The sequence below is a fragment of the Bacillus sp. z14 (2026) genome, assembly GCF_058313575.1.
On record NZ_JBZFQK010000003.1, the window covers coordinates 84,847 to 111,639 of the forward strand.

A 26,793-nucleotide genomic window follows, 5' to 3' on the forward strand; every position below is an offset into this window, starting at 1 on the left:
CGTTCTATTATACACAATATTCTAAAAATATATTTGAACCATAAGCAAAGTAAATTCTTCTCCGCATACTAAATGGGTGTCTTCTTATGATGCAAATTTTATTCAGCAAATAATCACCTCTTATTAGCATGCTTACTAAGATATAAAAAGAAGAATATTTCATAATTAAAGCGATATGGATTTTACAAAGATTGCAAGGATAGATGATTAGCCGATAAGGAAGAAGGCCTTTTAATATGCTCATCAACCACTATTTGTACGTATTATAAATGGAAGTCGGTGTACACTTAATGAAAGATAAATCAATTGATAAAACGGAACAGACTGCAAGACAATGGCTAATGGATCGCGGCGTATCGGTAAAAGATATCGGTGAATTAGTTATGTATCTCCAGCATAAATACCATGATGATTTGCAATTGGAAGATTGTATTTACAACGTGGAACGCGTACTTTCAAAACGCGAGGTTCAAAATGCCATTTTAACCGGCATTCAATTAGATATGTTAGCTGAAAAGGGCTTATTGGAGGAACCAATACAATCCATTATTGGTGTCGATGAAGGTTTGTATGGCGTGGATGAGATTCTTGCATTAAGCATTGTTAATGTATATGGCTCCATTGGCTTTACCAACTATGGATATGTAGATAAACTTAAGCCCGGTATCCTGAAGCGATTAAATGATAAATCAACCGGAGAATGTCATACCTTTCTAGATGATATTGTCGGCGCCATCGCAGCTGCTGCCTCTAGCCGGCTGGCACACCGTATTGAAAACGTGGAGTAAAATCATTAAAGAAGGCTCACACTCGAGAATTAATCATGAGTTGTGAGCCTTTTTTCAGATTAAATAGTCCATTGATCCAATGAATCAATTGTATAAGTTGGCTTGCGGTCATAGCCTTTTAAATGTTCTCTGGTCGTAACACCAGTATGAACAAGCAATGTATCAACCCCAGCATTCATACCAGCCATAATATCCGTATCATAGTTATCTCCAACCATCAACGTCTCTTCTTTAGAGACACCCAGCACCTTCATCGCCTGTTCCATAATAATTGATTCAGGCTTTCCGATAAATATAGGCTCCGTTTGAGTAGACACAGTAACAACAGAAGTTAATGATCCATTACCTGGTAAGAGCCCTCTCTCAGTTGGAATGGCAATATCAGCATTGGTAGAAATGAATGTTGCTCCATTACGGACTGCGAGACAGGCAACCGATAATTTTTCATATGTAATTCCACGATCAATTCCAGTAATCACAAAATCAGCATCTTCATTCTTAAAGGTAAATCCTTTTTCTTTACAGGCTTCAATGATACCGTCTTCCCCAATAATGAAAACAGATGCATCTTGTTTTTTCTCATATATATAATTTGCAGTAGCCATACTTGTTGTAAAAACTTGTTCCCCTGTAGCAGGAATGTCAAATTGGCGCAGCTTTTCAGCTACCTGCTCAGGAGTACGTGATGAATTATTCGTTACAAATAAATAAGGAATCTCTTGTCTTTTTAGTTCCTGCACAAAATGGACAGCCTCCAAAATTCGTTCTGTTCCCTTATACATTGTTCCATCTAAATCAATTAAATAACCTTTATACTTTTTCATACGCATTGTTCTCTCCTGGACGTGTTAGATTTACTTCATTTACTTTACCACAGTAGCATTCAATCGAAAAGCGGAAGCCCGTCTAATTATCTCCTGATGCTAATTAGGACATACCCAAGTAGTTTAATCCTCTTTTTCTACTTTTAAGCCTTCTATTTGCCCAATTAACTTCCTATAAAATTCCGAACGAATGGAAAATCCACCGAATTCCTCATGTGTAGTACAGGTGAACCATGCAAAATTGTTCAAGTATTTCTTGTTTAAAAGTTAATTCTTTCCGTGTTACAAAATAGAATGTGTCCGAGTAATCACATAAGACTTCTAATAATTGCTGATAAGTATTACCTGCAGGATTTTCAGTTAAGTTCCAGATTTCCATCATAGCACCTTCTTTTATCAGAGTATTTAAAATTCAAAAGTACCCAAAATGTCTAACTCAAACGATTATCACAATCATTAAAAAAACGATAAGCATATTGGCTCATCGTTTATGTACGTATCATTTATCATATGGTTTAAAAGCTGTTACGACACCTAATTCAGTTTCAATATAGCTTCTTATACATGCAGGGAATTGTTGAATAGTGTTCAAATTTTCATATACTGCTTTTTGCAGTTGCCCGTGATGAATAGCTGTGTAGGCTTGCACGAGTTCTTTCCTGTATGGGAGCAATGTTTTTAAATCAATCTCCATCGCTGAATCAATCACTTTTTCATCCAGCAGGATATCGATTATGTCTTCATAGCTGCCTGGATCTCTCATAATAAAACCATCTATCATTGAATTCCCTACATCCAGAACGGCATCAATGATGGTTTGAAAGATACGCTCTAATGCCAGTTTCTCAATAGTAGACTCAGTCCATTCTCCTTTACTTTTCAGAAGATTTGTCTGAGTTTCTAAATAAAGCAGTTTATCTTCAATTGCTTCTCGATCTACGAAGTACATCCTGTATTCCTCCTCATCAATCTCACCACATATACTATCCATTTTTAAGCTTAAATGGTTGCTAATGAAAGTTCAAGAAATTGGGGTCTCCCATAAAAATAACCCTGAGCAAGGTCTACCTTATTCCGTACCATCACCATAGCCTAATCTTCATTTTCTATTCCTTCTGCAACAACAAGAGAACCCGTTTCTTTAGCAATGAGCAGCAGACCCTTAAGCATAGATTCTTTCACACGGTTTGAATGAATATTTTGTATAACTGTACGATCGATTTTTATGATATCCGGCAATACTTCTCCTATAATATGCAAACTTGCATAGCCAGCTCCTGTATCATCAATAGCTATTCTAATTCCAAGTGAACGTAAATAGCTGACATTTGATCTTAATAGATGAACTCCTTCAATCAAATCTCTCTCGGTTATTTCAAACACTACCACGGATGGGTCAATCTCATATTTTTTTAATAACATCTCTACATGGCCAGGAAAATTACGTTCTCCCATTGTTATTGGTGTAAAATTGATATAGATATCACCCTCTATATCCGTCATTTGGATGTGTTGAAATACCTTTTCCAACACAATCATTTCAAGAGTAAACAATCTGCCAGTTTGTTTAGCGACTGCAAATAACGTTAACGGATTTTCAAGCTTCGTTCCGGACGGTCCTCTTGATAGCATTTCCCATGCTTTAACCTTACCCGTTTCTACTTCTAAGATAGCCTGTGACATCAAGCGAATCAATTTATCATGGATAATACCAGTAAGCTGATGAATCATATCATTATAATCTGGCTCCACCTCATTACGAGCCATGGAATGAGCTAAAACAAAGGCCCGATTAACCGTTGTTTCAATATTTATATAGGTCCGGTCACAGTACATATATCCATGTCCGATTGTAAGCTCAATTGGCGAATATCTATATATGTCAGATTCCTGTACTGACTGGTGTATATTCCCTATTATATTATCTAACTGGTCAGTTCCTGGTGTGCACAAAGGACCCCTTACATACAAGACAATGCTATCCTGATTAAAATCTTGTACTCCCATAATATTTGTTCTGTAAATATATTTTTTAATAGCTATTTCAAATTCTTTTTTTAAATCATGAAAGAAGGAGTAATAGGCTTGCTCACCAGCCATTTCCTTTAATTCATCCATTTTGCTAATATGAAATACAACAATTGCAATTTCACCTTGATTTCCAAATGCTTTTTTTATCCTTGATACAATTGGGTTTCTTATTGTAAATTTCGGAGGATAGAACAGAAGTCTCGAATCAGGAAGAAAAATGGACATCCACTTACTCCATTTTGTTCCTCCATTATAGGAATGAACCATATTACACAATCCTCTCACAAAAGCATAGTTGGGATTTAACATTAGAGCCTTAAACTTTCAGTATATTCCTATTATATCCTTTTTTAAAAAAATTTATTGAAAAATGTTAGAATAAGACTAGAAGTCTCCAGTATAAAAACCATAGGATTTAGAAAAATCAAATGATAATAACAAAATGGAGGAACCCATATGTCCGAGCGATTTTTTCTTTACGATGACACGTATGATACAAAAACTAGATTTGTCAGTTTCATGGGTGAAAACAGCAGAATTGACCTAGCTTTAACCAGAACCGATCGTTTCTATGGAAAAACACTTGTGTTGGATATGCAAGGGAACCGTTTCGCCATTATTGGACCAGACGATTTAGAGGAGCCCGGCTATTTGGAATATGCTTTTTCTATAACGAGTGATGAGGCATTGGAGTGGAAAAAATTCTTAGACGAGGTCATTTAACTCTGCACAGCGGTTGAAATAATAGCCCTCAATTACGAAGAATTGGGGGCTTTTCACTCACTTTTTAGTTTTCTTTAAAATAAAGTACGAACAGCCAAAGTTACAATATTCATACAGATATTCTTTGATGGTACTTATTTTATTATCGTAGGATGCTTTCTGATTCTGGTCATCAAAAAACCCTTTAAGGCGAAGTTGTCCATATCCCCAGTCCCCAAGTATATAGTCATAACGGTTCAATATCTCACTAAAACGGCTTTTAAAGGTCTCTTCATTAAACCCGTCTCCATGTTCTTCTACAATCTCATATTGAGTGTTATTAATGGTAATCATTTGTTCACCTCTTACTCATTTATTCCGTAATTTGTTTCCTTATTATATCATTCCCCACATATAACCATGAAGTTTTTTATTTATGATGTGGATTTCTCTAGCCCTCCATTTTCTTTATCCATGTTTACCTACTGTTATTATAATGAGCTACCTTACAGATTTTACAATCACTTTCCAATTTCCTACTAAAATAATCATCCTCATTTATCGGTATACTAACGAACAGTAAAGGAGTGTTCCAAATGTTCTATCGTATATTGATTCTATTCATTCTGGCAGCTTATATCTCCCCCTGCATACCTGTGCAAACATCAGCCAGTCAAGATGAGCAGCAACTATTAAAAAAACGGATGGAAATGTACAAACGTGTAGAAGACTCCACCCAACTCCCTTGGTACTATATAGCTGCTTTTGATCAATATGAACGAAGTATCAGATTGGCTCGAAAAGACCTATCGGACCCAAATACACTTGGTATTCTAATTCCGGCAGATAAGTGGACCGGAATCTCAAATCCAAATACCAAAGACACTAACCCTTTAACCATTTCATTTTTTGGTGGCATGGGGATTGATGGTGATCAAGATGGTAAAGCAGATCCCTTTAATGAATATGATCAATTAGCTGCGATAAATCAATATTTACTATCCTATGGAGTAGATAAAGATAACTTCCGTATCGGTATATGGGAATACTATAAAAGAGATCGAGCAGTAAGTATTATTATGAGCAATGCTCAATTATTTAAAAAACATCAAACCATTGATTTGCAGAAAAAAGCTTTTCCTGTTCCACTTGGCAGCCATTATACATATACAAGCACATGGGGAGTTGCCCGTGGCTGGGGTGGCCGTCGTTCTCATGAAGGTACAGATATTTTTGCAGGCTATGGTGTACCCGTAAGATCCACCTGTTATGGAATTATAGAGCTAAAGGGGTGGAATAAATTTGGCGGGTGGAGAATTGGCATTCGTGATATCAATAACACCTATCATTATTTTGCACATCTAAATGGATTTGCAAAAGGGATTGAGGTTGGTCAATTAGTTGAACCAGGCACTCTCCTTGGAGGTGTTGGCAGCTCTGGATATGGTCCCCCCGGTACATCTGGAAAATTCCCTCCTCATCTTCATTATGGGATGTATAAAGAAAACGGCCGCACTGAATGGTCCTTTAATCCATATCCGTATTTAAAGCTTTGGGAAAGAGCTGAAAAAGCCGCGAAGGCAAAGTAAACTAGAAAGGCTTGGGTCCTGTATAAAACAAGATTCAAGCCTTTTTCTATTGAACAGACCCCTATTTTGCAGGTAGTTGGATAGCAGGGGATCCCCCTGTCCCACTCCCATTGAAATAAGTAGGAACATGACCGGACACGACTCTCATTCCCATTGGAATAGTGGTTTTAATCTTCGTCGGCTTTGAAGCAAATGGGATAATAACCTGGGCATGAACTTCAACCTCTAAATAGACCTTAATCAGGGCGTTATTGATTCCGTATGGCTCCAGGGTCGTTTTGACATCACTTTGTATATCACTGATTGTTTCCATTTCCACCGGGATTTTTGGACCAAGATTACCAAGCAAGGCATTATTCGTTGCTTTCCCGAGCGGAACCTCATGTATAATTCCCTTTGAACCATTTTCCTTCACCCTTACTCGATCCTTCAGATAGTCAAAGGATGATAAATTACCATTTTCTATTTCACTTAATTGATTTTGGATAAGCAAAGAGGTTTCCGAACGGATTCTATTAATAATTTCTGTGTTAAACTGGATTCCATCCACAGCTATATCGTCTCCCTGCTTGGGTATATCTGTAATAATTTTGTCCATATCATTATGTGTGGAAAGAGTTTCTTTAATTGCTTGATTAATAACCAAGCTGGTAAGTTTTTTCGTTTCAGATTCTGCATAACGCATCAATGTAGGTTCAATAGCCGCATTCACGATCCAAAGACTGATTAGGCTCGTTCCCATAAAGAACAAAAATGTTATAATAAGGACATGCTTAACCGGCAAGGGACCCCGCATAATAGATCGTTTCCTTTTAATCCGTTTACGTCTATACATAAAAAATCCCCTCCTTACAAGTATACCTATGCTTGTAAGAAGAGGTTTATTAGCTTAATTTCATTGTATGATTGCTGAAGGTTGTATCACATTTTTTAATGGTTACATCCAGCTGTATTTTCAAATCAACTTCATATCTAAATGGGAGCTGCTCACCATTTCTTTCATACACTTCTATGACAGGGCGATCACTGTAGCCTGCATTCTGCCTAGATACGATTCCTTTTCGTCCATCATTTAATTCAACAGTGATGCCGACTGGATAAATGGCAATCGACCTCTTGAATGCATCCACAATCTCCCGATCAAATTTAGTACCTGTACCTGCATACAACAGTTCCAGAGCTTCACTTGGCAGCATCGCTTCCCGATACACACGTTTAGATGTAACAGCATCAAAAACATCTGCTACAGCAATAATTTTAGCCATGTATAAAATTTCATTGTTTTTTAGTCCTCGAGGATACCCGCTGCCATCAAGCCGTTCATGATGCTGATATGCACAATGAGCCACGAGCAATGAAAGATTGTGGACCTGTCTGAGTATATGGAATCCTTCTTCCGAATGCCGTTTAATAATTTGGAACTCACTTTCCAGAAGTTTTCCTGGTTTAAAGAGGATTTCCTCCGGAACGGCCATTTTCCCCACATCATGCAAGATTGAACCAAGTCCCAATGTTTTTAATACATCTGGCTTTAACTTTAATTCCAGACCGATGGCCAGTGAATATAGTGCCACATTTAAAGAGTGGTTAAAAACATAATTGTCAAATGCATAGATATCAGAAATAATATGAAATAAATCCTGATGTCCTTTTAATTCGGCTGTCAGTTGATCAACCAGCTTTGACATAGTCAATGCAGCCTTTTCTATGACTATACTTTTAGATTGCTTGACTTCATTCTTCATATTATCAAAGGTATCTTTAATTGTTACAATAGCTCCTCTTCGGATTTTATCTGAAATGATATCCTCAGGAATTATATGACTGGTTTCTATATCATCAATATAAACATAAGGAATATTATATTTCTGCAGCCGTTTAATCTGCCAATCTGTAATTTGCACACCTTTATGCAACAGGGTACGCCCCTTGATATCAACGATTGGCTTTCCTAAAACGGCACCCGAAGTTAAATAAGCTGTCTGAACGATTCTCATTTTTATACCTCTGTTTAGGAAAAGATTTAATGTCTATAATTTGACATCTTATCCTATATTATAACAGATTAACCTGAAATTATTTTCATTTTTTGGCATATATTATAAAAATTTGTTTTTTAATTACACTATTTCATTAGTTCCGTTAACAAAAAAAGAGCACCCCCTTTAGGAGTTGCTCTACATAAATTGAATTGCATCTTTTCCAAGCATTCCTGGAACAATCCCTCTTCTTTTGGCCTCTTCCGTTACTGATTCGAGCGGAGCATTCAATAATTCCTCTAGGGTACGTACCCCTACCGCTCTTCCGGCAATAATCCTACGTTCGTTGAGCCTTTCATTCAATAATCCAATATCCAGTGCTCCGCACATAATATATCCCTTCTGTCCGGCAATTGCCAGTAGAGATGTCTTTGGAAGCTGTACACTCACACCCTTATATAATTTACCGTCTATTTCAAAGGGCACAAATTCAATCATGAGCACCACCCCTTATTCCAGTACCATTCATAAAGTATATGGCTGCTCACCCTAAAAAATGCCGTTAAGATGCAAGCTGCGCTAATTTCCAGGCAAGAATATCTCTAAGAAATTCTGGCATCAAATAGGTTTTGTTCTCAACCTCTCTGACTTCCGGAAAAAGATGGCCAAACGTAAACATATCAGGGATGGCCACCCTGTACAGCTCCTGTGTATTAATTTGTTTACCATTATGTAACCAACAGCTCTGATTATCCCTATCTATCAATTGAACACCGTCATAAACAAATGCTCCCATTATTTTCCCCCTAAAGCCAAGACCCTTTACTTGCAGATGAGGCCAGTCGGGATTACGAGTCAAATTTAAAATTTGTATTAATTTTTCTCCTGTAATGGTTAATATACATGGATTAATTGGGTGAGGACAAATTTTGTGGATATCATATTTAGTCACATCTTTAGCATCCAAACCATCCAATAGTAGACCTGAATTTAATAAGGCGATGTCCACTTCACACCATTCCTTCACCCCTTGGCAAAGTAATTTAGAAAGATCTGAATCATGAAACCAGTCAGTTTTTAACGGCTGTTCTAGAGTTAGTATCGTTTCATTGAGAGTTGTCTTTCCGATTTCATACAGTTTATCTGCCATCAACTGATCTGCTACCGTTAATCCATCCGATCGCATATCTACAAGACCGGCCCGTGTAGAAATAAATCCTTCATCTATTGTTACTTCTGCATGACCGACGTACATTCCATATTTACCTGCACAACATAAAAGAGTTTGGTTAATCCTTTTTCCACTATGCAAAATATGATGAGTATGCCCTCCAATAATCAGAGAAATTTCCGGATGTTTGGCTGCGATAACCTCATCACTTGGTAAGCCTAAGTGAGATAATAAAATTATAATATCTGCTTTTCCCTTTAATTCATTTATAATACGTTCGACCTCATAAAATGGATCTGTGATGGACCACCCTAGGAGATGATACAATTCAGTAAATGGAGCTGTTACGCCAAAAAAAGCAATACGCCTTCCTTTAGGCGTTACCCTAATATAATATGGCAAAGCCCAGCTAGGTCTGCTTCCATCAGGTTTATAAAGATTGGCAACGGTAACTGGAAATTCGGCTTCCTCATATAAATGATCCAATTCATCATGGGGTAATGTAATTCCCTCGTTATTGCCAATCGTTGCACCGTTTATGCCCGCTTCATTTAATAATTGAATATTTCCTTTTCCCATTGTACCTTCCGTAAAAGGATGAAATCGGTCAACATGATCACCTATATCGAGCTTAAACACAATATCTCCGGCTTCCTCATATGCCGCCTGCTGATTATTCATATATGTTACAATTTTATTCCAATGCTCAAAATGACTATGTATATCATTTATATGAAACAAATGAATTGTTTCCTTCATATTCCCACCTCTAAATTAACGCTTGTACTCCTTCCCAGATCAATTTTATGCCAACTACTACCAGCATGATTCTGAGTGCGATGACCAAGGTTGTACTTTTCATTTTCGTATTTACAAAGGCACCCAATTTTGCTCCAATATATCCACCCGGTATTAGCGCCAATGCATAAAGCCAATTGACATGGCCCTGAAAAATGTGGCTAATGGATCCAATAATGGAAGAGAAGAATATTAACAACATCGATGTCCCGACAGCGACATGGGGAGGAAAATGGAACGCAATCAACATAACCGGTACCATCAAAGAGCCTCCGCCTATCCCAAATAACGAAGAGAGAAAGCCGACCGCAAAAGAGACCAATATGGCGCTACTTTTTTTGTAACCATATTGATGCTCACGCCCTTCCTTATCTATGTATGTACGTGTAACCATCCCGTTGAAATTCTTCTTTTTTGGCTTCAGTTTATTTCTGACCATAAGGAGAAAGGACATGAAAACCATAAGGATTCCAAACAGGATATTAAAGGCATCCACATTTAAATAGGAATTGGCCCATCCTCCAATCAAACTGCCTGGCGCAATCCCAATCAAAAATAAATATGCACTTTTATAGTCCACAGTCTTCTGCTTTAAATAAGCAAGAGTAGAAGACAGCCCCGTAAAAATCAGGGTAAACAGAGAAGTACCCACTGCCATTTGGGGGCTGAGGGCACCGAGGATTCCACCTGATAAAAATAATAGAATCGGAACGATGATAATACCTCCGCCCAATCCAACAAGGGAACCGAAAAAGCCGGCAGCTAACCCCACAATTATTAATAAAATATAACTCATATAATCCGCCTTCCAATGATTTAGTAATAAAGAGACAAAGCTGCTTGATTATAGCTCATCGGTTGTTTATATCATTAATAACACCTCGACGTTATTGCAGAGAAAAATCGTCCAGGCGTATCTGCCTAATAAATCCTTGCGATGTTCCTTCCAACCGCTGGAGGCTTTTAACTTGATTCAGTCGAAGTTTGAACTCCTACTGATTTATCTCACGACCTAATCGAGGTGGGGAGACTTCTGCTGAATCAAGTTAAAACAAATCCATTTGTCTCGGATTTAAATCTTGATAGCTTATCCCAAGCATTTGTTGAAATTCCTTTGCGTTACCAGCGGCGTCTCCACCGGAATTATTGTTAAATAAGACAATGATATCCCTTGTATCCTTTGCTAACTCCTGGATTCTCATTCTCCATTCAAGCAGTTCTTCTTCATTGTATTTATATAAATATCGAACTTCCCGCCAATTTGCATCATTCGGTTTATTCCAGCCATACACATTTCTTCCATGCATCCGCACAAGTGTAACTTCGGAATCGGTTGCAACTGGTACTGTCGGGATTGAACCCTCGCCTGCTTGCGGTTCATCCACAATTGAATGAATCCACCCTTCTTCTTTCATAAAAGACAAGGTTGCTTCACGATATTTCTCACTAAACCATGATTGATTTCTGAATTCCAAGGCCACCTTACAATCGCCCATCATTTCCTTGCAATACCTTAAATAACTGACGTTTTCTTTTTTACAATCAAACCATGGGGGAAATTGAAACAAAACCAAGGCCAGCTTATTCGCGTTACTGTACGGCTTTAAGGAATCCTTAAAAGCATGGAACATGTCTTTTTTTGATTCAAAAGGGATATCGCCACGCTGATGGCCCGTCATTCCTTGATAGGCTTTAACTATAAATTTAAAAGAATCAGGTGTCTCTTTAACCCATTTCTCAGCGTTCCTAATCGGCTGTACCGCGTAAAAGGAGGCATCAACTTCCACTACCGGAAAATGGCTGCTGTACTCAGCCAGCTTATCTTTAGGCTTAATAGTTGAAGGATAAAGGGTATCATGATCACCCCAACCAGTTACACCAATATAAATCATAAAGGATCTCCTCCTACGTCATATAATAGCATATGAATACAGATCCTTGGTGAATGGTGCTCCTTTGTTATGGAGGACTACATTTAATCCTATATACAAAAAAGACGGCACATTTCATGCCGTCTTTTTTACCAGATTATTAAACTCCTTTGTACGCTTCTCTTAAGATTTCTTCCAGTTCACTGATTAGAGGTAATTTTGGATTGGCAGTTGTACATTGGTCTTCAAATGCACGCTCTGCTAATATTTTTACATTTTCCTCAAATCTTTCTTGAGTTATTCCTTGTCCTTTAATGCTCATATCGATTTCCAATGATTTACCCAGCTCAGTGACAGCCTCTATTAATGACTGAACCCCTTCTTCAGTTGTGCTTGCAGGTAGTCCCAGTATTCTGGCTATTTGAGCATATCGCTCATCCGCACAGTAGTATTCATATTTAGGGAAGAGCGCATGTTTTCTTGGACGAATGGCATTGTAACGAATAACATGCGGCATAAGAATTGCATTAGAGCGGCCATGCGGGATATGGAATTCAGCTCCAATCTTATGTGCTAGGCTGTGATTAATACCCAGGAAGGCATTGGAGAAGGCCATCCCTGCCATACAGGATGCATTATGCATTTTCTCACGAGCTTCCTCATTCGCTCCGTCATGGTACGCTGTTTTTAAATTATTAAAGACTAGTTCAATAGCTTTTAAGGCTAAACCATCTGTATAATCATTTGCCATTACAGACACATAAGCCTCAATGGCATGTGTTAAAACGTCCATCCCTGTATCAGCTGTGATATTTTTAGGAACAGTCATGACAAACTGGGAATCCAGGATTGCTACATCCGGTGTTAAGGCATAGTCAGCCAGCGGATACTTTACATTCGTTTCTTTATCCGTAATAACCGCAAATGGCGTTACTTCAGAACCAGTACCGGAAGTGGTCGGGATGGCAACAAATTGGGCTTTTTCACCTAAGTCAGGATATTTATACGTACGTTTCCTGATATCAATGAATTTTTGTTTAATGTTAAAGAATGATGTTTCCGGTTGTTCATAGAATAACCACATGCCCTTCGCTGCATCCAGCGCAGAACCACCGCCCAGAGCGACAATTACATCCGGCTCAAAGCTATGCATTAATTTAGCACCCTTGAATACTGTTTCATCAGATGGATCCGGTTCAACATCCGCAAACATTTCGATTGCTTCAATCCCTTTATTTTTCCATAAATATTCTTTAACAATATCAACATAACCAAGGCTTACCATGCCTGGATCCGTTACAATAAAGGCACGTTTGATTCTTCTCATTTTTGCTAGATACTGTGTGGAATACTTCTCAAAATAAATTTTTGGCGGCAATTTAAACCATTGCATATTATTACGACGCTGTGTCATCATCTTCACGTTAATCAAGTGAGTAGCTGATACATTTTCAGAAACTGAGTTATTTCCATAAGAGCCACAACCAAGTGTTAAAGATGGAATGAAGGCATTATAGATGTCACCAATTCCTCCTTGAGCAGATGGGGAATTTACAATAATACGACATGCTTTCATTTTTATTCCGTATTCCCGTTGGATTTGTTCATTGGTGCTATGAATAACGGCCGAGTGTCCAAGACCACCTAAGTTCAGCATATCCATACATGCACCAAAGCCCTCTTCCGTAGATTTAACACGGATACACGCCAATACCGGACTTAATTTTTCACGAGATAAAGGATATTGTGGACCTGCACCATCAATTTCGGCAATTATTATTTTGGTATGCTCAGGTACTTTAATTCCAGCCATTTCAGCTATCTCATTAGCAGATTTTCCAACAATATGAGCATTAACGGCACATGATTGTTCATCAATAACAAGACGTTCAAGTTTCTTTAATTCTTTATCATTTACAAAATAGCAGTTATTTTTTATAAACTCTTGTTTAACTTCTTCATAGATCTGATCATCTACAATAATAGCTTGCTCAGAGGCACAGATCATGCCGTTATCAAAAGACTTCGATAAAATAACATCATTGACTGCACGTTTTACTTTAGCTGACTTTTCAATATAACAAGGTACGTTACCAGGACCTACACCGAGTGCCGGCTTACCTGTAGAATAAGCTGATTTAACCATTCCTGCTCCGCCTGTCGCAAGCACTAATGCGATATCTTTATGATTCATTAATTGCTTTGTAGCTTCAATGGATGGGTGCTCAATCCATTGAATACATCCTTTAGGAGCACCTGCAGCTACGGCAGCATCATGCAGGACTTGCGCCGCCTTCTTGGAGCATTCTTGTGCTGATGGATGGAAAGCAAATATAATTGGGTTACGTGTCTTAATAGATATTAAAGCTTTAAACATAGTAGTCGAAGTAGGATTCGTAACTGGTGTGACACCTGCAACAATTCCGACAGGCTCTGCAATCTCCATGACACCTGTTTGTTGATCTTCACGAATGACACCAACCGTTTTATCGTATTTAATACTGTGCCAAATATATTCCGTTGCAAACATGTTTTTAGTACATTTATCTTCGTAAATCCCTCTGCCAGTCTCTTCCACCGCCATTTTAGCTAAAAGCATGTGTTGATCAAGACCGGCAATTGCCATTTGATGAACAATCTCATCGATTTTTTCTTGATCAAATGTCTCAAATGTACGCAGGGCCGATTTTCCATTTTCGATTAACTCTTCAATCATCTCAGATACCTTAAGGACTTCTTCTATTTTTTCTTCTTTAACAGCCATTTCAATTTCCTCCTTATAGAAAACCTAGTATTGGTCGTAAATAGTCCCACAGGGATAAAATGCGTCCCTATTAGTGAAAAAAATTACTGAACATCCTATCTGACAATTTAATTTTATCAGATTATTTAAAATCAGTCTGTAAACAATTTGTGAACACCTTCACCTTACAGATTGTGAAATACTTCACATTCTTATTATATGCCTGCTTTATGTATTTGTCTAACTGTAGTCATTATTTTTTGAATTTAAGTCCTTTGTCATAGATCCACTTCTATCGGATTGACAGAGAAGTCTTTATATTGACAAAATAATAAACTCAAGTAAAGTAATTCTTAAATAGAACTGAAGGGAGAATGATTCCTATGTACAATAAAGCCCTCTTACTGGCAGGCTTAGTTTTTTCTTTAACTGCATGCTCTTCTGGTAATAAAGAAGAATCGCAAAAACCACTAACAGAAGAAGAAAAAATATATGCCAATAACTGTGCTTCCTGCCATGGCAATGCTTTAGAAGGCTATGCCGGACCAAAGCTTGAGGATATCGGAAATAGTATGAGTAAGGATGAAATCCTGGATATAATCAATAACGGTGCGAAAGGAATGCCTGCAGGAATAATCAAAGGCGAGGATGCAGAGAAAGTTGCTGCATGGCTTGCTGAGAAAAAGTAGAATAGAGATTTAAAGAGAGATATGGAATCAATGGTTTATGGTTTAATGAAAATTAAACAGCACTAAGAAATGCCGTTACCACTACGTAACGGCATTTCTTAGTGTTCTATATAATCCTTTTGTCTATCTTGTACGGCAAATTGTTGCGATGCTAAACCAATACGATTTTCATACATTTTCTGCGCCATAACTTTCTTAGCCATTTGAGCTGCTTCCATATAGTACTCATCGCTTACTGTAGCTTTGATTGAAAATCGTAAGCCATACGGACTGCTATCTAATGAAGATAAGCCATGAACTTGATAGGGTTCGAGATATTCTCCTTTTAAATCAGTTTTGAGATAATGGATTTGCTTTTGGTTGAGTTCATCACATACCTCAGCAAGTAACTCTTCTATTTTTGCAGGATTCTCTTGGAAACTAACAATTACGCTCTCAAAAATTCTTCTCCTTTCAACATTTCCGTTTTCTACTTTGCGAATTTCACCATTTGGAACTGTCATTAGTTTTCCGTTAAGTAATCGGATTTTCACCACTCTAAATCCCATATCCTCTACTGTCCCACCATCTATTTCCCCATTTACGTGGACAAAATCCCCTCGCTGAAATTGTTTTTCGAATATCATAAAAAACCCTGCCAGAAGATCAGTCATAATTTTTTGGGCACCCAGTCCAACTACAATTCCTACCACTCCGCCGGCAACCAGTATATTTTTGATATCCACGAAGGGTTTAATCATGGCAAGAATAATAATAAAGAAACCCAAATAATTAGACGTGTTGCGTACTACAGATTCAATTGTTTGTTCCTTTTTCTCAATCAAAAAATTTGTATGCTTAAAGAACTTGTGAAGAATAAACCTGACGAGATAAATCAAAGCATAGGTGATGATAAAAGTGTATAGGATTGTTAATCCATAACTTTTGAGTTGAGGCCAATCAATGCTGATATAACTTTGTAACCTGTTAATAAAGTCCATATCTATCCTCCCTAATTATAAAAACAATATAAGGATTACTAAATACTACTAAATATTCTGTTATTATCCAAGTGTTATTGTTTAATAAAATCTATTAGACCTATTTAAATAAAATAGAGGCAGATGCTATGGAGTCTAAATTATATGGTTCATGGCTAATATAAGTTGCATTGCTTATTCTTCCTTCGGTAAAGATGGGGCATAGCCGCGTCATAGGTGGCTTCCTCCACCTTTCACACATCCTGCACCTTTACCCCGGTATAGGTGGAGGTGGGGCATAGCTACGCCATAGGTAGGGTATAGGTGATTCCCCTTCAACTTTGGAGACGATAAAAAAAGAATCCGAAAATAAATTCGGATTCTTAATATAGTGGAAAGAGTTGTCTCAGTATTAACCGATAGAACCTTCCATCTCAAATTTAATTAATCTGTTCATTTCAACTGCATATTCCATTGGAAGTTCTTTTGTGAACGGTTCAATGAATCCCATAACGATCATTTCTGTTGCTTCCTGTTCTGAGATACCGCGGCTCATTAAATAGAAGAGCTGCTCTTCAGATACTTTGGAAACCTTCGCTTCATGCTCAAGTGAGATATTATCATTGTGGATTTCATTGTATGGAATCGTATCAGAAGTTGATTGATTATCCATAATGAGTGTATCACACTCGATATTAGAGCGTGCTCCATCAGCCCTTTTACCAAAGTGCACAACCCCACGATAGCTCACTTTACCGCCATGCTGAGAAATTGACTTAGATACAATCGTAGAAGATGTATTTGGAGCTAAGTGGATCATTTTAGCGCCTGCATCCTGGTGTTGACCTTTACCTGCAATAGCAATGGAAAGCGTCATACCACGGGCACCCTCACCGCGTAAAATACAAGCTGGATATTTCATGGTAAGCTTGGAGCCGATGTTTCCATCTACCCATTCCATTGTACCGTGAGCATCTACTACTGTACGTTTAGTAACAAGGTTATATACATTGTTTGCCCAGTTTTGGATTGTTGTGTAACGGCAATAAGCATTTTCTTTAACAATGATTTCAACAACAGCACTGTGAAGTGAATTTGTTGTATAAACAGGAGCCGTACAGCCTTCTACATAATGTACGGACGCATCTTTATCAACGATGATTAAAGTACGCTCAAACTGACCCATGTTTTCAGAGTTAATACGGAAATATGCTTGCAATGGTGTATCTACTTTAATACCTGGTGGGACATAGATAAATGATCCGCCAGACCAAACTGCAGAGTTCAATGCAGCAAATTTATTATCAGATGGCGGAATTACTTTAGCAAAGTGTTCACGGAAAAGGTCTTCATTTTCACGTAAAGCGGAATCTGTATCTTTGAATACGATTCCCATTGCTTCTAAGTCTTCCTTCATGTTATGGTACACAACTTCAGATTCGTATTGAGCTGATACACCGGCTAGGTATTTTTGTTCAGCTTCAGGAATACCAAGTTTGTCAAATGTACGTTTAATTTCCTCAGGAACTTCATCCCATGATTTCTCGGACTTCTCAGATGGTTTTACATAATACGTAATCTCATCAAAGTTTAAATCTGAAAGATTGCCTCCCCATTGTGGCATTGGCATGTTATAAAAATGTTCAAGAGACTTCAAGCGGAAGTCAAGCATCCATTGTGGTTCGTTCTTCATACGAGAGATTTCTTCAACAATCCCTTTAGTTAAACCGCGTTTAGAACGAAAGATGGAAACGTCCTTATCATGAAAGCCATATTTATAATCACCGATATCAGGCATTTTTTTAGCCATCGATCGCTTCCTCCTTCTTACTTAGTTCTAGCTGTTTTTCACTCTCAGCTAAAACATGTCATTTTAGTTTTCGTTAAGCCCTTTTTCCATAGCTTTCCAAGCAAGTGTCGCACACTTAATACGTGCTGGAAATTTACTCACACCTTGAAGGGCCTCTATATCACCAAGATCAAGATCGCCTTCGTCATATTCCTTGCCCTGTATCATGTTCGAAAATATACCAGCAAGCTTTAATGCTTCCTCACTGCTTTTGCCTTTGACGATTTGAGTCATCATGGAAGCTGATGACATAGAGATGGAACAACCTTCTCCATCAAACTTTGCATCTTGCACAATACCATCCTCTACTTTAAGTGTAAGATGAATACGATCTCCACAAGTAGGGTTATTCATATCTATCACAAGACTGCCGTCTTCCAGGCTTCCTTTATTTCGTGGATTTTTATAGTGATCCATGATCACTTGCCTGTAAAGGGTATCTAAATTATTAGAAGCCATTACTGAAATACTCCTTTGTTTTAACGAGTCCTTCGACTAAACGGTCGATATCTTGTTCTGTATTATATACATAAAAACTTGCTCTCGCCGTAGACGAAGCTTTTAACCATTTCATAAGCGGTTGTGCACAGTGATGCCCGGCACGAATAGCTATTCCATCTGCATCCAGAACGGTAGCGACATCATGCGGATGAACATCCTCAAGGTTAAAAGTTACTACACCAGCTCTTGATTCCGGATTTTTAGGTCCATAGATTTGGAGCCCCTCTATACTTGATAATTTATCAAGTGCATAAGCAGCAAGCTTATGCTCATGCGCCTCTACATTATCAAGACCAATCTCATTCAAGAAATCAATTGCAGCTCCAAGTCCAATGGCACCTGCAATGATTGGAGTACCGCCTTCAAATTTCCAAGGCAGCTCTTTCCATGTAGAATCCTGCAATCCCACAAAATCAATCATCTCTCCGCCAAATTCGATTGGTTCCATATTCTCGAGGTATTCCTTTTTCCCGTACATGACACCAATGCCAGTTGGTCCACACATTTTATGTGCAGAAAAGGCAAAGAAATCACAGTCAAGATCCTGAACATCCACTTTCAAATGCGGAGTGCTTTGCGCACCATCTACAACCATTACTGCTCCATTTTCATGGGCAATTTTCGCAATTTCTTTAACCGGATTGATGACACCAAGCACATTCGATACGTGCATAACTGAAACGATTTTCGTGTTTGAAGTAATCACTTCTTTGACTGTTTCAAGTGAAATAGTACCGTCTTCTCCAAGCGGGATATATTTCAATGTCGCACCGGTTGCTTTAGCTACTTGCTGCCATGGAATGATATTACTATGATGTTCCATCATACTGATAACAATTTCATCACCAGCTTTTAGGTTAGCTTTCCCGTAGCTGGCAGCAATTGTATTAATCGAAGTCGTTGTCCCTCTTGTAAAGACAACTTCTTCGATGGATTTCGCATTAATGAACTTTCTTACCTTTTCACGTGCTCCCTCATAAGCATCCGTGGCCATCGTTCCAAGTGTGTGAACACCACGGTGTACATTAGAGTTATACCGCTTGTAATACTCATCAATAGTCTGAATAACGGATGCTGGCTTCTGCGAAGTTGCGGCACTGTCCAGATATACTAATGAATGACCATTGACTTTCTCATTTAAAATTGGGAAAAGTTCTTTAATATTCGTTGGAATCATTATTTAACTTTCCTTTCAATTACCTCAGTCAACTGCTTTTTAACAGCTTCAACAGGTAATTGATTTACTACTGGGGCAAGGAACCCATGGATAATTAAACGTTCTGCTTCTGTTTTACTGATCCCTCTGCTCATTAAATAATAAAGCTGAATTGGATCCACACGGCCTACAGAAGCTGCGTGTCCAGCTGTTACATCATCTTCATCAATTAACAGAATAGGGTTTGCATCCCCACGTGCTTTCGGACTAAGCATTAATACTCTGGATTCCTGTACAGCATCAGCTTTAGTGGCACCATGTTCAATCTTACCGATACCATTAAAAATGGAGGATGCTTCATCCTTCATAACACCGTGCTTCAGGATATATCCATTTGAGTTTTTACCAAAATGAACAACTTTAGTTGTAAAGTTTTGAGTTTGTTTACCAGTACCAACCACTACTGTTTTAGTATCACCATATGAACCATTACCATGTAGGTTTGTAATATTCTCTGAAATAGTATTACCATCGTTCATTAAGCCCAATGCCCATTCCACTCGTCCATCATTTCCTACATATGCATTACGGTTTACATAGGTTTTCATATCTTTAGATAATGTATCAACTGCACCATATTTAACGACCGCATTGTTGCCGACGATAACCTCAGAAATGATATTTCCAATAGTCTCTTTGCCGTCAACCAATGAAATATAGTTTTCAACGTACGTTACGGAGCTGCACTCTTCAGCAACAACAAGTACGTGATTATATAATTCAGTCTCAGCATTATCAATCATGAAGATAGCCTGGATGGGTTCTTCAATAACCACGTTGCGTGGGATATAAAGAAAAGCTCCACCATTAAAGAGTGCTGCATGTAAAGCTGTAAGCTTATTCGTTTTTACAGGAACACTTGTAGTCATGAAGTATTTTTGCAAAAGTTCAGGATGTTCTTTAGCAGCAGTCCTGATATCTGTAAAAATAACACCTTTATCTTTAAGTTCCTGAGATACTGTCAAATAAGCAGCTGTATTGTTTCGTTGTACATACAAACTTCTGTTCTCATCAGGATTGATCAGCTTTTTCACGTCTTCAGCAAGTTCATCAATAGATGTAAATGTCTCGCTTGTAACGGAGTTCACTTTCATATCCTCTAATTGCCATTTATCAATCTTCGTTTTATCAGGTCTCGGCATAGGTAGCTCAGCTGAGGCAGAAAGGGCGTCTAAACGGAAGCTTTCAAGCCAGGCAGGCTCACTATGTGCTTTTGAAAAAGATGATACAACATCTTTTTCGAGTAATGTAGTTTCGATTGTCATAACGATCCTCCTATTGCTTATGCTTCAATTCCTACTGTTTCGTCTTCAATACCTAATTCTTTTTTAATCCAGTCATATCCTTCTGCTTCTAAGCGTTGCGCTAGTTCTGCTCCACCGGATTTCACGATTTTACCTTGCATCATTACGTGAACATAATCTGGAGTAATGTAGTTCAATAAGCGTTGATAGTGAGTAATCATTAGGCAGCCAAAATCTTCGTTTCTCATTTGGTTGATTCCTTTGGAAACAACTTTCAGCGCATCAATATCTAAACCGGAGTCGATTTCATCAAGAATCGCAATGGCTGGTTGCAGCATTAATAATTGAAGGATTTCATTACGTTTCTTTTCACCGCCGGAAAAGCCTTCATTTAAATAACGTTGAGCCATATCTTGATCCATTTCTAATAGATCCATTTTTTTATCCATTTCTTTAATGAATTTCATTAAGGAAATTTCGTCTCCTTCTTCACGTTTACTGTTAATAGCAGAACGCATGAAGTCGGCATTAGTAACCCCAGTAATTTCACTTGGGTATTGCATTGCTAAAAATAGACCGGCACGAGCACGTTCGTCAACTTCCATTTCAAGAACATCTTCACCGTCCATTGTGATGGAACCACTTGTTACTTCATATTTTGGGTGACCCATGATAGCAGATGACAATGTAGATTTTCCTGTACCATTTGGCCCCATAATTGCATGGATTTCTCCACCTTTAACTTCAAGGTTTACCCCTTTAAGAATCTCTTTACCTTCTATTGAAACATGTAAATCTTTAATTGTAAGAACTGAACCAGCCATTCTTATACCTCCAATATATAGTCATCTAAAGTTTTAGATTATTTCTATTCTCAATTTATTCTCATTACAATCTTATAACAAATCAAATCTAGATTCAACTTTTTGAAACGAGAAAATTACATAAAATGGACATAATATTTTAACATAATACTTAGCTTTACTGACATTATAATGTTAATTTTCACGAAAGAAAAGAACCAGCATGATCTTTACCAACCACCCTGATTTTAAAGACGGCAGTAACATTTTTGCACTAATTGAAAACATAAAAACAGGTAGAAGGAGAAATTGATTTTTCTTCCGCTACCTGTTTTTATGATTATCACTTTTAGAATTATTCACTTTATCACTTGATTCATTTACCCATGTACTCTTCTATTCACATCATTTAAGATTTGATTACTCTTCATATAACTACGTTCACGCTTCTCTTCTACTTTCATACGCACTTCAAGATTCTGACTGTAAACTTCATAGCCAACTCCATGTGCCTGCCTCATCGCTTTTTCCATTTCATCTGTTACTCTAAGCTGTAACTGATTGTCAAAGATAATGAATCATTCCTTTCCATTTATTATAATAAGGGTATCACTTTGCAGAAGAACCCTCAAAGTCTATATACCACACTGAGCACATCTTAAAAGTGATATTGCGTATTTCTTCTAGGAAATCCTTGATTATCCTGAAAAATAATACCAGAGAAGAAAATAATTCATTGGAAAAGCATCTTATAATACACCTATTATATGATAAAAAAGGTGCAGCTAAATGAATAGCTGCACCTTTTTTGTCTATTATTTATTTGATGGGATAACGGACCCTTTGTAGTTTTCATTAATGAAATCCTGGATATCTTTAGAATGAAGAACTTCAACCAATGTTTTAATTTCTTCCTTATTCTTATCCTCAGATCTAACAGCAATAATGTTTACGTATGGATTATTATCAGCACTTTCCAATGCAATCGCATCCTCAGCTGGTACAAGATCCGCTTCAATGGCATAGTTGGAATTAATCAGTACTGCATCGCCTTCATCATTATTGTAAACCTGCGTAAGCATAGGTGCTTCAATATCCGTTTTAAACTTTAAATTCTTCGGATTTTCCGCAATATCATCCACAGTTGCTTTAGTTTTATCAATGCCTTCTTTTAGCTTTATTAAGCCTTCTGTTTCTAGCATAGATAACATACGTCCATGATCAGCTACTGAGCTGCTCATAATGATGCTTGCGCCTTTTGGTAGGTCATCCAGGCTGTCGTATTTTTTAGAATAAACACCAATCGGTTCAATATGGATTCCGCCTGCATTGGCGAAATCATACCCATTATCCTTCACTTGACTCTCAAAATAAGGGATGTGTTGGAAATAGTTAGCGTCAATTGAGCCATCTTCCAATGCTTTATTCGGCATTACATAGTCTGTAAATACTTCAACTTCAAGTTTAATACCTTTTTCTTCAAGAAGAGTTGCTGCTTCTTCCAATATTTCTGCATGTGGAACATTTGATGCGCCAATTTTAATCGTTTTTAGTTCTTTGTCCCCGGAATTGGATTCATCTCCTGATCCACCGCAGGCTGCCAATAATAGGGTTAATCCTAAAACAAGTATGAACGATAACTTTTTCACTTTGGTTTCCTCCCTAGCGCTTATCTAATTTTCTTGTTATAAAATCTCCAATAAATTGGAGAATAAACACAATAATCAATACTAAAATAGTAGCAACAATCGTGACATCTGTCTGTCCGCGGCTAAACCCTTCCAAATAGGCAAGGTTTCCAAGTCCGCCCGCACCAATCATACCTGCCATCGCTGTATAACCTACAAGCGCAATTGCCGTAACTGTGATACCAGAAACAAGTGCAGGCAGAGATTCAGGAATTAGCACCTTCCATATGATTGTAAAGGAAGTGGCCCCCATCGATCTTGCTGCTTCGATTACACCTTTATCAATTTCACGCAATCCAATCTCAACCATTCGCGCATAGAATGGAGCAGCACCTATAATTAAAGCTGGCAAAGCCGCATTGACACCGATAATACTTCCTACTAATGCCTTTGTGAAAGGAATTAACAACACGATTAGAATAATGAATGGAATGGAACGGAATATGTTAACGAAAGCACCTACAATTCCGTAAATCACTTTGTTTTCCCACATATTCCCCTTTGAGGTCAAGAATAATAGCAGACCCAATATAATTCCAAGGAAAAAAGTTGCGATTAATGAGACACCTGTCATATACAAGGTTTCCCATGTCTTTTCATAAATTCGTTCCCAAACTACATTTGGTAATAATGTTTCCATCATTCTGAAATCACCTCCACACCAATTTCCTGATTGTGGAGATAGTCAATCGCTTTCGCCACTTCAGCAGCATCACCGTCTACATGAATAAATAACGTTCCATAGGACCCGTGCTGAGTCTGCGAAATTTTACCCTGTAATATGTTTACATTGATTTTGTAAGAGCGGATAACCTCTGATAAAACAGGGGTTTCAGCTGATTCGCCAATAAAGGATAATTGTACAACTTTCCCCGTCGGATATTCAGCAAGCAAATGCTCAATCGTCTCTTTCGTTTCTTCTGGCTCAGTCACTTGCTGTACAAATCGTTTAGTAATCGGAGCATTTGGTTTTTTAAATACATCAAGTACTTTTCCGCTCTCGACCACTTTCCCCATCTCCATCACAGCAACGCGATGACAGATTTTACGAATAACATGCATTTCATGTGTAATTAATACGATTGTCAAGCCAAGTCTTTTATTTATATCAACGAGCAAATCCAAAATATCGTCTGTAGTCTGAGGATCAAGTGCTGATGTCGCCTCGTCACAAAGAAGAACCTGTGGATTGTTCGCTAATGCGCGCGCTATACCGACCCGCTGCTTCTGACCGCCGCTCAACTGAGATGGATAAGCATTTTCACGGCCATCTAATCCTACCAGACTTACAAGTTCCTTCACTCTTTCTTTACGTACCTTGCTTGGTACGCCCGCAATTTCTAAAGGAAACTCTATATTTTCGCTGACTGTCCTTGACCAGAGGAGATTAAAGTGTTGAAAAATCATACTTATTTCCATTCTGGCTTTTCTTAATTCAGCGCCTTTTATAGCAGCCATATCTTTGCCTGCCACCAAGACACTGCCTTCTGTTGGCTTCTCTAAACCGTTCAGCATTCTAATGAGGGTACTTTTTCCCGCACCGCTGTACCCAATAATTCCAAAGATCTCGCCTTTTTCAATAGATAATGAGACTTGATCCACTGCTTTGACAGCTGATGAACGTTTAAATGTTCCTGAGAAGGTCTTCGATACATCACGTAATGTAATCATGAAAAGTTCACCTGCTCTTTCTATCAACCTATAATTAAAGAATAACTTCAGTTAAACAAAAATGCCTTTCTGCGGAGGCAGAAAGGCATGATTTATTTATAACATGTTCCTTTCTCTCATCTCCCAGGATTTATTATCCTGTGTGAATTGGCACCTTTTCAATCATAAATGATTGCCGGTTGCCGGGCGTCAAAGGGCACTTCCCTCGGCCTCTCTTGATAAGAGTACTAAACTATTCAATTAAATCTAACTGTCTGCTATCCTATCATGTTGAAGAAAGAACTGTCAACACCAAAGTCTGCATAGCATGTTCAATATTTATTTCACAACCACCTCAGTGGAAGCTATACCTGTTGCTTTTTCAATCGCAAGCTCCAATTCTTCAATTAGATCTTCTGCATGTTCAATTCCAACAGACAGTCTGATTAAATCCTCCTGTACACCTGATGCTTTTAATCCCTCTTCACTTAGTTGCTGATGAGTCGTGCTTGCCGGATGGATAATTAGGCTCTTTGCATCTCCCACATTGGCCACATGGGACCACAGTTCAACGGAATCAATCAGTTTTTTACCTGCCTCACGTCCACCCTTTATTCCAAAAACAACGACTGCTCCAGCACCTTTGGGTAAATATTTCTTCGTTTTTTCGTAATCAGGGTGATCTGAATCTCCTGGATACAAGACCCACGATACAGCCGGATGCTGTTTTAAATAGTCAACTATTAATCTCGTATTGGCTACATGCTCCTTCATCCTCACATGCAGAGTTTCCAATCCGAGAATAAATTGAAAGGCATTGTACGGGCTTAAGGAAGGACCTAAATCTCTCAACAGCTGAACTCTGGCCTTCACAATAAATGCTGCTGCACCAATTGCTTCACTGTAAATCAGATCATGATAGCTTGGATCGGGTTCAGTAAAGCCCGGAAATTTAGATGAATTCCAGTCAAACTTCCCTCCATCGACTATGACCCCGCCTAATGTGGTTCCATTTCCAAGCAGCCATTTCGTAGCTGAGTGTACGACGATATCCGCTCCAAACTCAATCGGACGGGATAAATAAGGAGTTGCAAATGTATTATCAATGATTAACGGAATTCCAGCTTCATGAGCAATTTCCGCCACCCGTTCAATATCAAGAACCTGCAGGCTTGGATTTCCAATCGTTTCTCCAAAAATAGCTTTGGTCTTTGATGTAATCGCTTCTCTAAAATTTTCAGTGTCACTTGGATCCACGAACCTTACGTTAATACCATACTTAGGGAGAGTATTGGCAAATAAATTGTAGGTTCCGCCGTATAGAGTGGACGCAGAGATAATTTCATCACCTGCTCCCGCAATATTTAGGATTGAGAGTGTTATAGCTGCAGCACCACTTGATACCGCTAAAGATCCAATGCCACCTTCTAATTCTGCTATACGTTCTTCGAATACACTTGAAGTTGGATTATGGATTCTAGTATAAATATAGCCAGTCTCAGCTAATCCAAATAAATCCGCAGCATGATCTGTGTCTTTAAATAAATAAGCATTCGTCTGGTAAATCGGCACGCTTCTCGCTCCAGTTACCGAATCCTGCTGCAACCCTCCGTGTATACCTACTGTTTCAAACCGATACTTCTTTTCTTCATTTGCCATTCTACATCTCTCCATTTCATTTTAAGTAGAGAAGTGAGT

At 38.2% G+C, this 26,793-nt stretch carries 27 protein-coding genes and 1 riboswitch; of the genes, 4 read left to right on the forward strand and 23 right to left on the reverse strand.

Annotation, left to right across the window (positions count from 1 at the left end; translation table 11 throughout):
* Positions 1-290 precede the first annotated feature (290 nt).
* The gene (locus AC4G3O_RS11485) at positions 291-788 is read left to right on the forward strand and encodes a phosphatidylglycerophosphatase A family protein (RefSeq protein ID WP_066106546.1); all 498 of its coding nucleotides are present in this window, start codon (positions 291-293) and stop codon (positions 786-788) included.
* A gap of 59 nt (positions 789-847) precedes the next feature.
* On the opposite strand, the gene AC4G3O_RS11490 is transcribed toward AC4G3O_RS11485, so the two are convergent.
* The 4 genes from AC4G3O_RS11490 to AC4G3O_RS11505 form a co-directional block, all read right to left on the reverse strand.
* Positions 848-1,612: a TIGR01457 family HAD-type hydrolase gene (locus tag AC4G3O_RS11490; protein WP_066106910.1), complete on the reverse strand. Its 765-nt coding sequence runs from the start codon at positions 1,610-1,612 to the stop codon at positions 848-850.
* A gap of 211 nt (positions 1,613-1,823) precedes the next feature.
* Positions 1,824-1,991, reverse strand: coding sequence for a hypothetical protein (locus tag AC4G3O_RS11495; RefSeq protein ID WP_491136202.1), 168 nt, complete (start codon positions 1,989-1,991; stop codon positions 1,824-1,826).
* A gap of 120 nt (positions 1,992-2,111) precedes the next feature.
* On the reverse strand, positions 2,112-2,561 hold the full coding sequence (locus AC4G3O_RS11500; protein ID WP_066106543.1) for a DUF86 domain-containing protein: 450 nt from the start codon (positions 2,559-2,561) through the stop codon (positions 2,112-2,114).
* 143 nt (positions 2,562-2,704) lie between these two features.
* The gene (locus AC4G3O_RS11505; RefSeq protein WP_491136203.1) at positions 2,705-3,910 is read right to left on the reverse strand and encodes an EAL domain-containing protein; all 1,206 of its coding nucleotides are present in this window, start codon (positions 3,908-3,910) and stop codon (positions 2,705-2,707) included.
* 189 nt (positions 3,911-4,099) lie between these two features.
* On the opposite strand from AC4G3O_RS11505, the gene AC4G3O_RS11510 reads away from it, so the two are divergent.
* A complete protein-coding gene (locus AC4G3O_RS11510; protein WP_066106537.1) occupies positions 4,100-4,366 on the forward strand; it encodes a DUF3055 domain-containing protein in 267 nt (88 codons plus the stop codon).
* A gap of 57 nt (positions 4,367-4,423) precedes the next feature.
* Here the strand turns inward: AC4G3O_RS11510 and AC4G3O_RS11515 are convergent, their stop codons facing one another.
* Complete coding sequence (locus AC4G3O_RS11515) at positions 4,424-4,699, reverse strand: YutD family protein (RefSeq protein WP_066106535.1); 276 nt, start codon at positions 4,697-4,699, stop codon at positions 4,424-4,426.
* Between the two features lie 242 nt (positions 4,700-4,941).
* On the opposite strand from AC4G3O_RS11515, the gene AC4G3O_RS11520 reads away from it, so the two are divergent.
* On the forward strand, positions 4,942-5,934 hold the full coding sequence (locus AC4G3O_RS11520; protein WP_491136204.1) for a M23 family metallopeptidase: 993 nt from the start codon (positions 4,942-4,944) through the stop codon (positions 5,932-5,934).
* Between the two features lie 61 nt (positions 5,935-5,995).
* Here AC4G3O_RS11520 and yunB read toward each other — a convergent pair whose 3' ends face one another.
* The 7 genes from yunB to adhE all read right to left on the reverse strand — a co-directional run bounded on the left by yunB (position 5,996) and on the right by adhE (position 14,517).
* Positions 5,996-6,769, reverse strand: coding sequence for a sporulation protein YunB (gene yunB / locus AC4G3O_RS11525; RefSeq protein ID WP_140461720.1), 774 nt, complete (start codon positions 6,767-6,769; stop codon positions 5,996-5,998).
* 49 nt (positions 6,770-6,818) lie between these two features.
* Positions 6,819-7,931, reverse strand: coding sequence for an HD-GYP domain-containing protein (locus AC4G3O_RS11530; RefSeq protein WP_148630710.1), 1,113 nt, complete (start codon positions 7,929-7,931; stop codon positions 6,819-6,821).
* A 180-nt stretch (positions 7,932-8,111) separates the two neighbouring features.
* A complete protein-coding gene (locus tag AC4G3O_RS11535; protein WP_066106526.1) occupies positions 8,112-8,411 on the reverse strand; it encodes a YunC family protein in 300 nt (99 codons plus the stop codon).
* 64 nt (positions 8,412-8,475) lie between these two features.
* Positions 8,476-9,843 (reverse strand): bifunctional metallophosphatase/5'-nucleotidase, encoded by a 1,368-nt coding sequence (locus tag AC4G3O_RS11540; protein WP_490558753.1) that lies wholly within the window; start codon positions 9,841-9,843, stop codon positions 8,476-8,478.
* Between the two features lie 10 nt (positions 9,844-9,853).
* Positions 9,854-10,678: a sulfite exporter TauE/SafE family protein gene (locus AC4G3O_RS11545; protein WP_066106520.1), complete on the reverse strand. Its 825-nt coding sequence runs from the start codon at positions 10,676-10,678 to the stop codon at positions 9,854-9,856.
* 250 nt (positions 10,679-10,928) lie between these two features.
* Positions 10,929-11,774: a DUF72 domain-containing protein gene (locus AC4G3O_RS11550; protein WP_491090259.1), complete on the reverse strand. Its 846-nt coding sequence runs from the start codon at positions 11,772-11,774 to the stop codon at positions 10,929-10,931.
* Between the two features lie 139 nt (positions 11,775-11,913).
* Positions 11,914-14,517: a bifunctional acetaldehyde-CoA/alcohol dehydrogenase gene (gene adhE, locus AC4G3O_RS11555; protein ID WP_140461725.1), complete on the reverse strand. Its 2,604-nt coding sequence runs from the start codon at positions 14,515-14,517 to the stop codon at positions 11,914-11,916.
* 362 nt (positions 14,518-14,879) lie between these two features.
* Between adhE and AC4G3O_RS11560 the strand changes: the two genes are divergently transcribed.
* On the forward strand, positions 14,880-15,185 hold the full coding sequence (locus AC4G3O_RS11560) for a c-type cytochrome (RefSeq protein ID WP_491136205.1): 306 nt from the start codon (positions 14,880-14,882) through the stop codon (positions 15,183-15,185).
* 98 nt (positions 15,186-15,283) lie between these two features.
* Here the strand turns inward: AC4G3O_RS11560 and AC4G3O_RS11565 are convergent, their stop codons facing one another.
* The 11 genes from AC4G3O_RS11565 to AC4G3O_RS11615 all read right to left on the reverse strand — a co-directional run bounded on the left by AC4G3O_RS11565 (position 15,284) and on the right by AC4G3O_RS11615 (position 26,754).
* Positions 15,284-16,165, reverse strand: coding sequence for a mechanosensitive ion channel family protein (locus AC4G3O_RS11565; RefSeq protein ID WP_148630705.1), 882 nt, complete (start codon positions 16,163-16,165; stop codon positions 15,284-15,286).
* Between the two features lie 391 nt (positions 16,166-16,556).
* A complete protein-coding gene (gene sufB / locus AC4G3O_RS11570) occupies positions 16,557-17,954 on the reverse strand; it encodes a Fe-S cluster assembly protein SufB (RefSeq protein ID WP_066106507.1) in 1,398 nt (465 codons plus the stop codon).
* Between the two features lie 63 nt (positions 17,955-18,017).
* The gene (gene sufU, locus AC4G3O_RS11575; protein ID WP_066106504.1) at positions 18,018-18,452 is read right to left on the reverse strand and encodes a Fe-S cluster assembly sulfur transfer protein SufU; all 435 of its coding nucleotides are present in this window, start codon (positions 18,450-18,452) and stop codon (positions 18,018-18,020) included.
* Positions 18,442-19,671: a cysteine desulfurase gene (locus AC4G3O_RS11580; RefSeq protein WP_066106501.1), complete on the reverse strand. Its 1,230-nt coding sequence runs from the start codon at positions 19,669-19,671 to the stop codon at positions 18,442-18,444. Before AC4G3O_RS11580 ends, sufU begins: the two co-directional genes overlap by 11 nt.
* On the reverse strand, positions 19,671-20,975 hold the full coding sequence (gene sufD / locus AC4G3O_RS11585) for a Fe-S cluster assembly protein SufD (protein WP_491136206.1): 1,305 nt from the start codon (positions 20,973-20,975) through the stop codon (positions 19,671-19,673). Before sufD ends, AC4G3O_RS11580 begins: the two co-directional genes overlap by 1 nt.
* Before the next feature lie 17 nt (positions 20,976-20,992).
* A complete protein-coding gene (sufC, locus tag AC4G3O_RS11590) occupies positions 20,993-21,778 on the reverse strand; it encodes a Fe-S cluster assembly ATPase SufC (RefSeq protein WP_066106490.1) in 786 nt (261 codons plus the stop codon).
* Positions 21,779-22,137: 359 nt separating this feature from the next.
* Positions 22,138-22,290: a YuzK family famiily protein gene (locus tag AC4G3O_RS11595; protein ID WP_175354290.1), complete on the reverse strand. Its 153-nt coding sequence runs from the start codon at positions 22,288-22,290 to the stop codon at positions 22,138-22,140.
* A 282-nt stretch (positions 22,291-22,572) separates the two neighbouring features.
* The gene (locus AC4G3O_RS11600) at positions 22,573-23,406 is read right to left on the reverse strand and encodes a MetQ/NlpA family ABC transporter substrate-binding protein (protein ID WP_066106487.1); all 834 of its coding nucleotides are present in this window, start codon (positions 23,404-23,406) and stop codon (positions 22,573-22,575) included.
* 13 nt (positions 23,407-23,419) lie between these two features.
* On the reverse strand, positions 23,420-24,088 hold the full coding sequence (locus AC4G3O_RS11605) for a methionine ABC transporter permease (protein ID WP_066106484.1): 669 nt from the start codon (positions 24,086-24,088) through the stop codon (positions 23,420-23,422).
* Positions 24,085-25,116: a methionine ABC transporter ATP-binding protein gene (locus tag AC4G3O_RS11610; RefSeq protein ID WP_066106481.1), complete on the reverse strand. Its 1,032-nt coding sequence runs from the start codon at positions 25,114-25,116 to the stop codon at positions 24,085-24,087. The genes AC4G3O_RS11605 and AC4G3O_RS11610 overlap by 4 nt, the downstream gene beginning before the upstream one ends.
* Positions 25,117-25,229: 113 nt before the next feature.
* Positions 25,230-25,341: riboswitch (SAM riboswitch) on the reverse strand.
* Positions 25,342-25,434: 93 nt separating this feature from the next.
* Complete coding sequence (locus AC4G3O_RS11615; protein WP_491136207.1) at positions 25,435-26,754, reverse strand: O-acetylhomoserine aminocarboxypropyltransferase/cysteine synthase family protein; 1,320 nt, start codon at positions 26,752-26,754, stop codon at positions 25,435-25,437.
* Between the last annotated feature and the right edge of the window lie 39 nt (positions 26,755-26,793).

Excerpts from the sequence above, each read along its gene's own strand:
- AC4G3O_RS11485 (WP_066106546.1), top strand. The coding sequence starts at position 291 with ATGAAAGATAAATCAATTGATAAAACGGAACAGACTGCAAGACAATGG.
- AC4G3O_RS11490 (WP_066106910.1), bottom strand. The coding sequence starts at position 1,612 with ATGAAAAAGTATAAAGGTTATTTAATTGATTTAGATGGAACAATGTAT.
- AC4G3O_RS11495 (WP_491136202.1), bottom strand. The coding sequence starts at position 1,991 with ATGGAAATCTGGAACTTAACTGAAAATCCTGCAGGTAATACTTATCAG.
- AC4G3O_RS11500 (WP_066106543.1), bottom strand. The coding sequence starts at position 2,561 with ATGTACTTCGTAGATCGAGAAGCAATTGAAGATAAACTGCTTTATTTA.
- AC4G3O_RS11505 (WP_491136203.1), bottom strand. The coding sequence starts at position 3,910 with ATGGTTCATTCCTATAATGGAGGAACAAAATGGAGTAAGTGGATGTCC.
- AC4G3O_RS11510 (WP_066106537.1), top strand. The coding sequence starts at position 4,100 with ATGTCCGAGCGATTTTTTCTTTACGATGACACGTATGATACAAAAACT.
- AC4G3O_RS11515 (WP_066106535.1), bottom strand. The coding sequence starts at position 4,699 with ATGATTACCATTAATAACACTCAATATGAGATTGTAGAAGAACATGGA.
- AC4G3O_RS11520 (WP_491136204.1), top strand. The coding sequence starts at position 4,942 with ATGTTCTATCGTATATTGATTCTATTCATTCTGGCAGCTTATATCTCC.
- yunB (WP_140461720.1), bottom strand. The coding sequence starts at position 6,769 with ATGTATAGACGTAAACGGATTAAAAGGAAACGATCTATTATGCGGGGT.
- AC4G3O_RS11530 (WP_148630710.1), bottom strand. The coding sequence starts at position 7,931 with ATGAGAATCGTTCAGACAGCTTATTTAACTTCGGGTGCCGTTTTAGGA.
- AC4G3O_RS11535 (WP_066106526.1), bottom strand. The coding sequence starts at position 8,411 with ATGATTGAATTTGTGCCCTTTGAAATAGACGGTAAATTATATAAGGGT.
- AC4G3O_RS11540 (WP_490558753.1), bottom strand. The coding sequence starts at position 9,843 with ATGAAGGAAACAATTCATTTGTTTCATATAAATGATATACATAGTCAT.
- AC4G3O_RS11545 (WP_066106520.1), bottom strand. The coding sequence starts at position 10,678 with ATGAGTTATATTTTATTAATAATTGTGGGGTTAGCTGCCGGCTTTTTC.
- AC4G3O_RS11550 (WP_491090259.1), bottom strand. The coding sequence starts at position 11,774 with ATGATTTATATTGGTGTAACTGGTTGGGGTGATCATGATACCCTTTAT.
- adhE (WP_140461725.1), bottom strand. The coding sequence starts at position 14,517 with ATGGCTGTTAAAGAAGAAAAAATAGAAGAAGTCCTTAAGGTATCTGAG.
- AC4G3O_RS11560 (WP_491136205.1), top strand. The coding sequence starts at position 14,880 with ATGTACAATAAAGCCCTCTTACTGGCAGGCTTAGTTTTTTCTTTAACT.
- AC4G3O_RS11565 (WP_148630705.1), bottom strand. The coding sequence starts at position 16,165 with ATGGACTTTATTAACAGGTTACAAAGTTATATCAGCATTGATTGGCCT.
- sufB (WP_066106507.1), bottom strand. The coding sequence starts at position 17,954 with ATGGCTAAAAAAATGCCTGATATCGGTGATTATAAATATGGCTTTCAT.
- sufU (WP_066106504.1), bottom strand. The coding sequence starts at position 18,452 with ATGGCTTCTAATAATTTAGATACCCTTTACAGGCAAGTGATCATGGAT.
- AC4G3O_RS11580 (WP_066106501.1), bottom strand. The coding sequence starts at position 19,671 with ATGATTCCAACGAATATTAAAGAACTTTTCCCAATTTTAAATGAGAAA.
- sufD (WP_491136206.1), bottom strand. The coding sequence starts at position 20,975 with ATGACAATCGAAACTACATTACTCGAAAAAGATGTTGTATCATCTTTT.
- sufC (WP_066106490.1), bottom strand. The coding sequence starts at position 21,778 with ATGGCTGGTTCAGTTCTTACAATTAAAGATTTACATGTTTCAATAGAA.
- AC4G3O_RS11595 (WP_175354290.1), bottom strand. The coding sequence starts at position 22,290 with ATGGAAAAAGCGATGAGGCAGGCACATGGAGTTGGCTATGAAGTTTAC.
- AC4G3O_RS11605 (WP_066106484.1), bottom strand. The coding sequence starts at position 24,088 with ATGATGGAAACATTATTACCAAATGTAGTTTGGGAACGAATTTATGAA.
- AC4G3O_RS11610 (WP_066106481.1), bottom strand. The coding sequence starts at position 25,116 with ATGATTACATTACGTGATGTATCGAAGACCTTCTCAGGAACATTTAAA.
- AC4G3O_RS11615 (WP_491136207.1), bottom strand. The coding sequence starts at position 26,754 with ATGGCAAATGAAGAAAAGAAGTATCGGTTTGAAACAGTAGGTATACAC.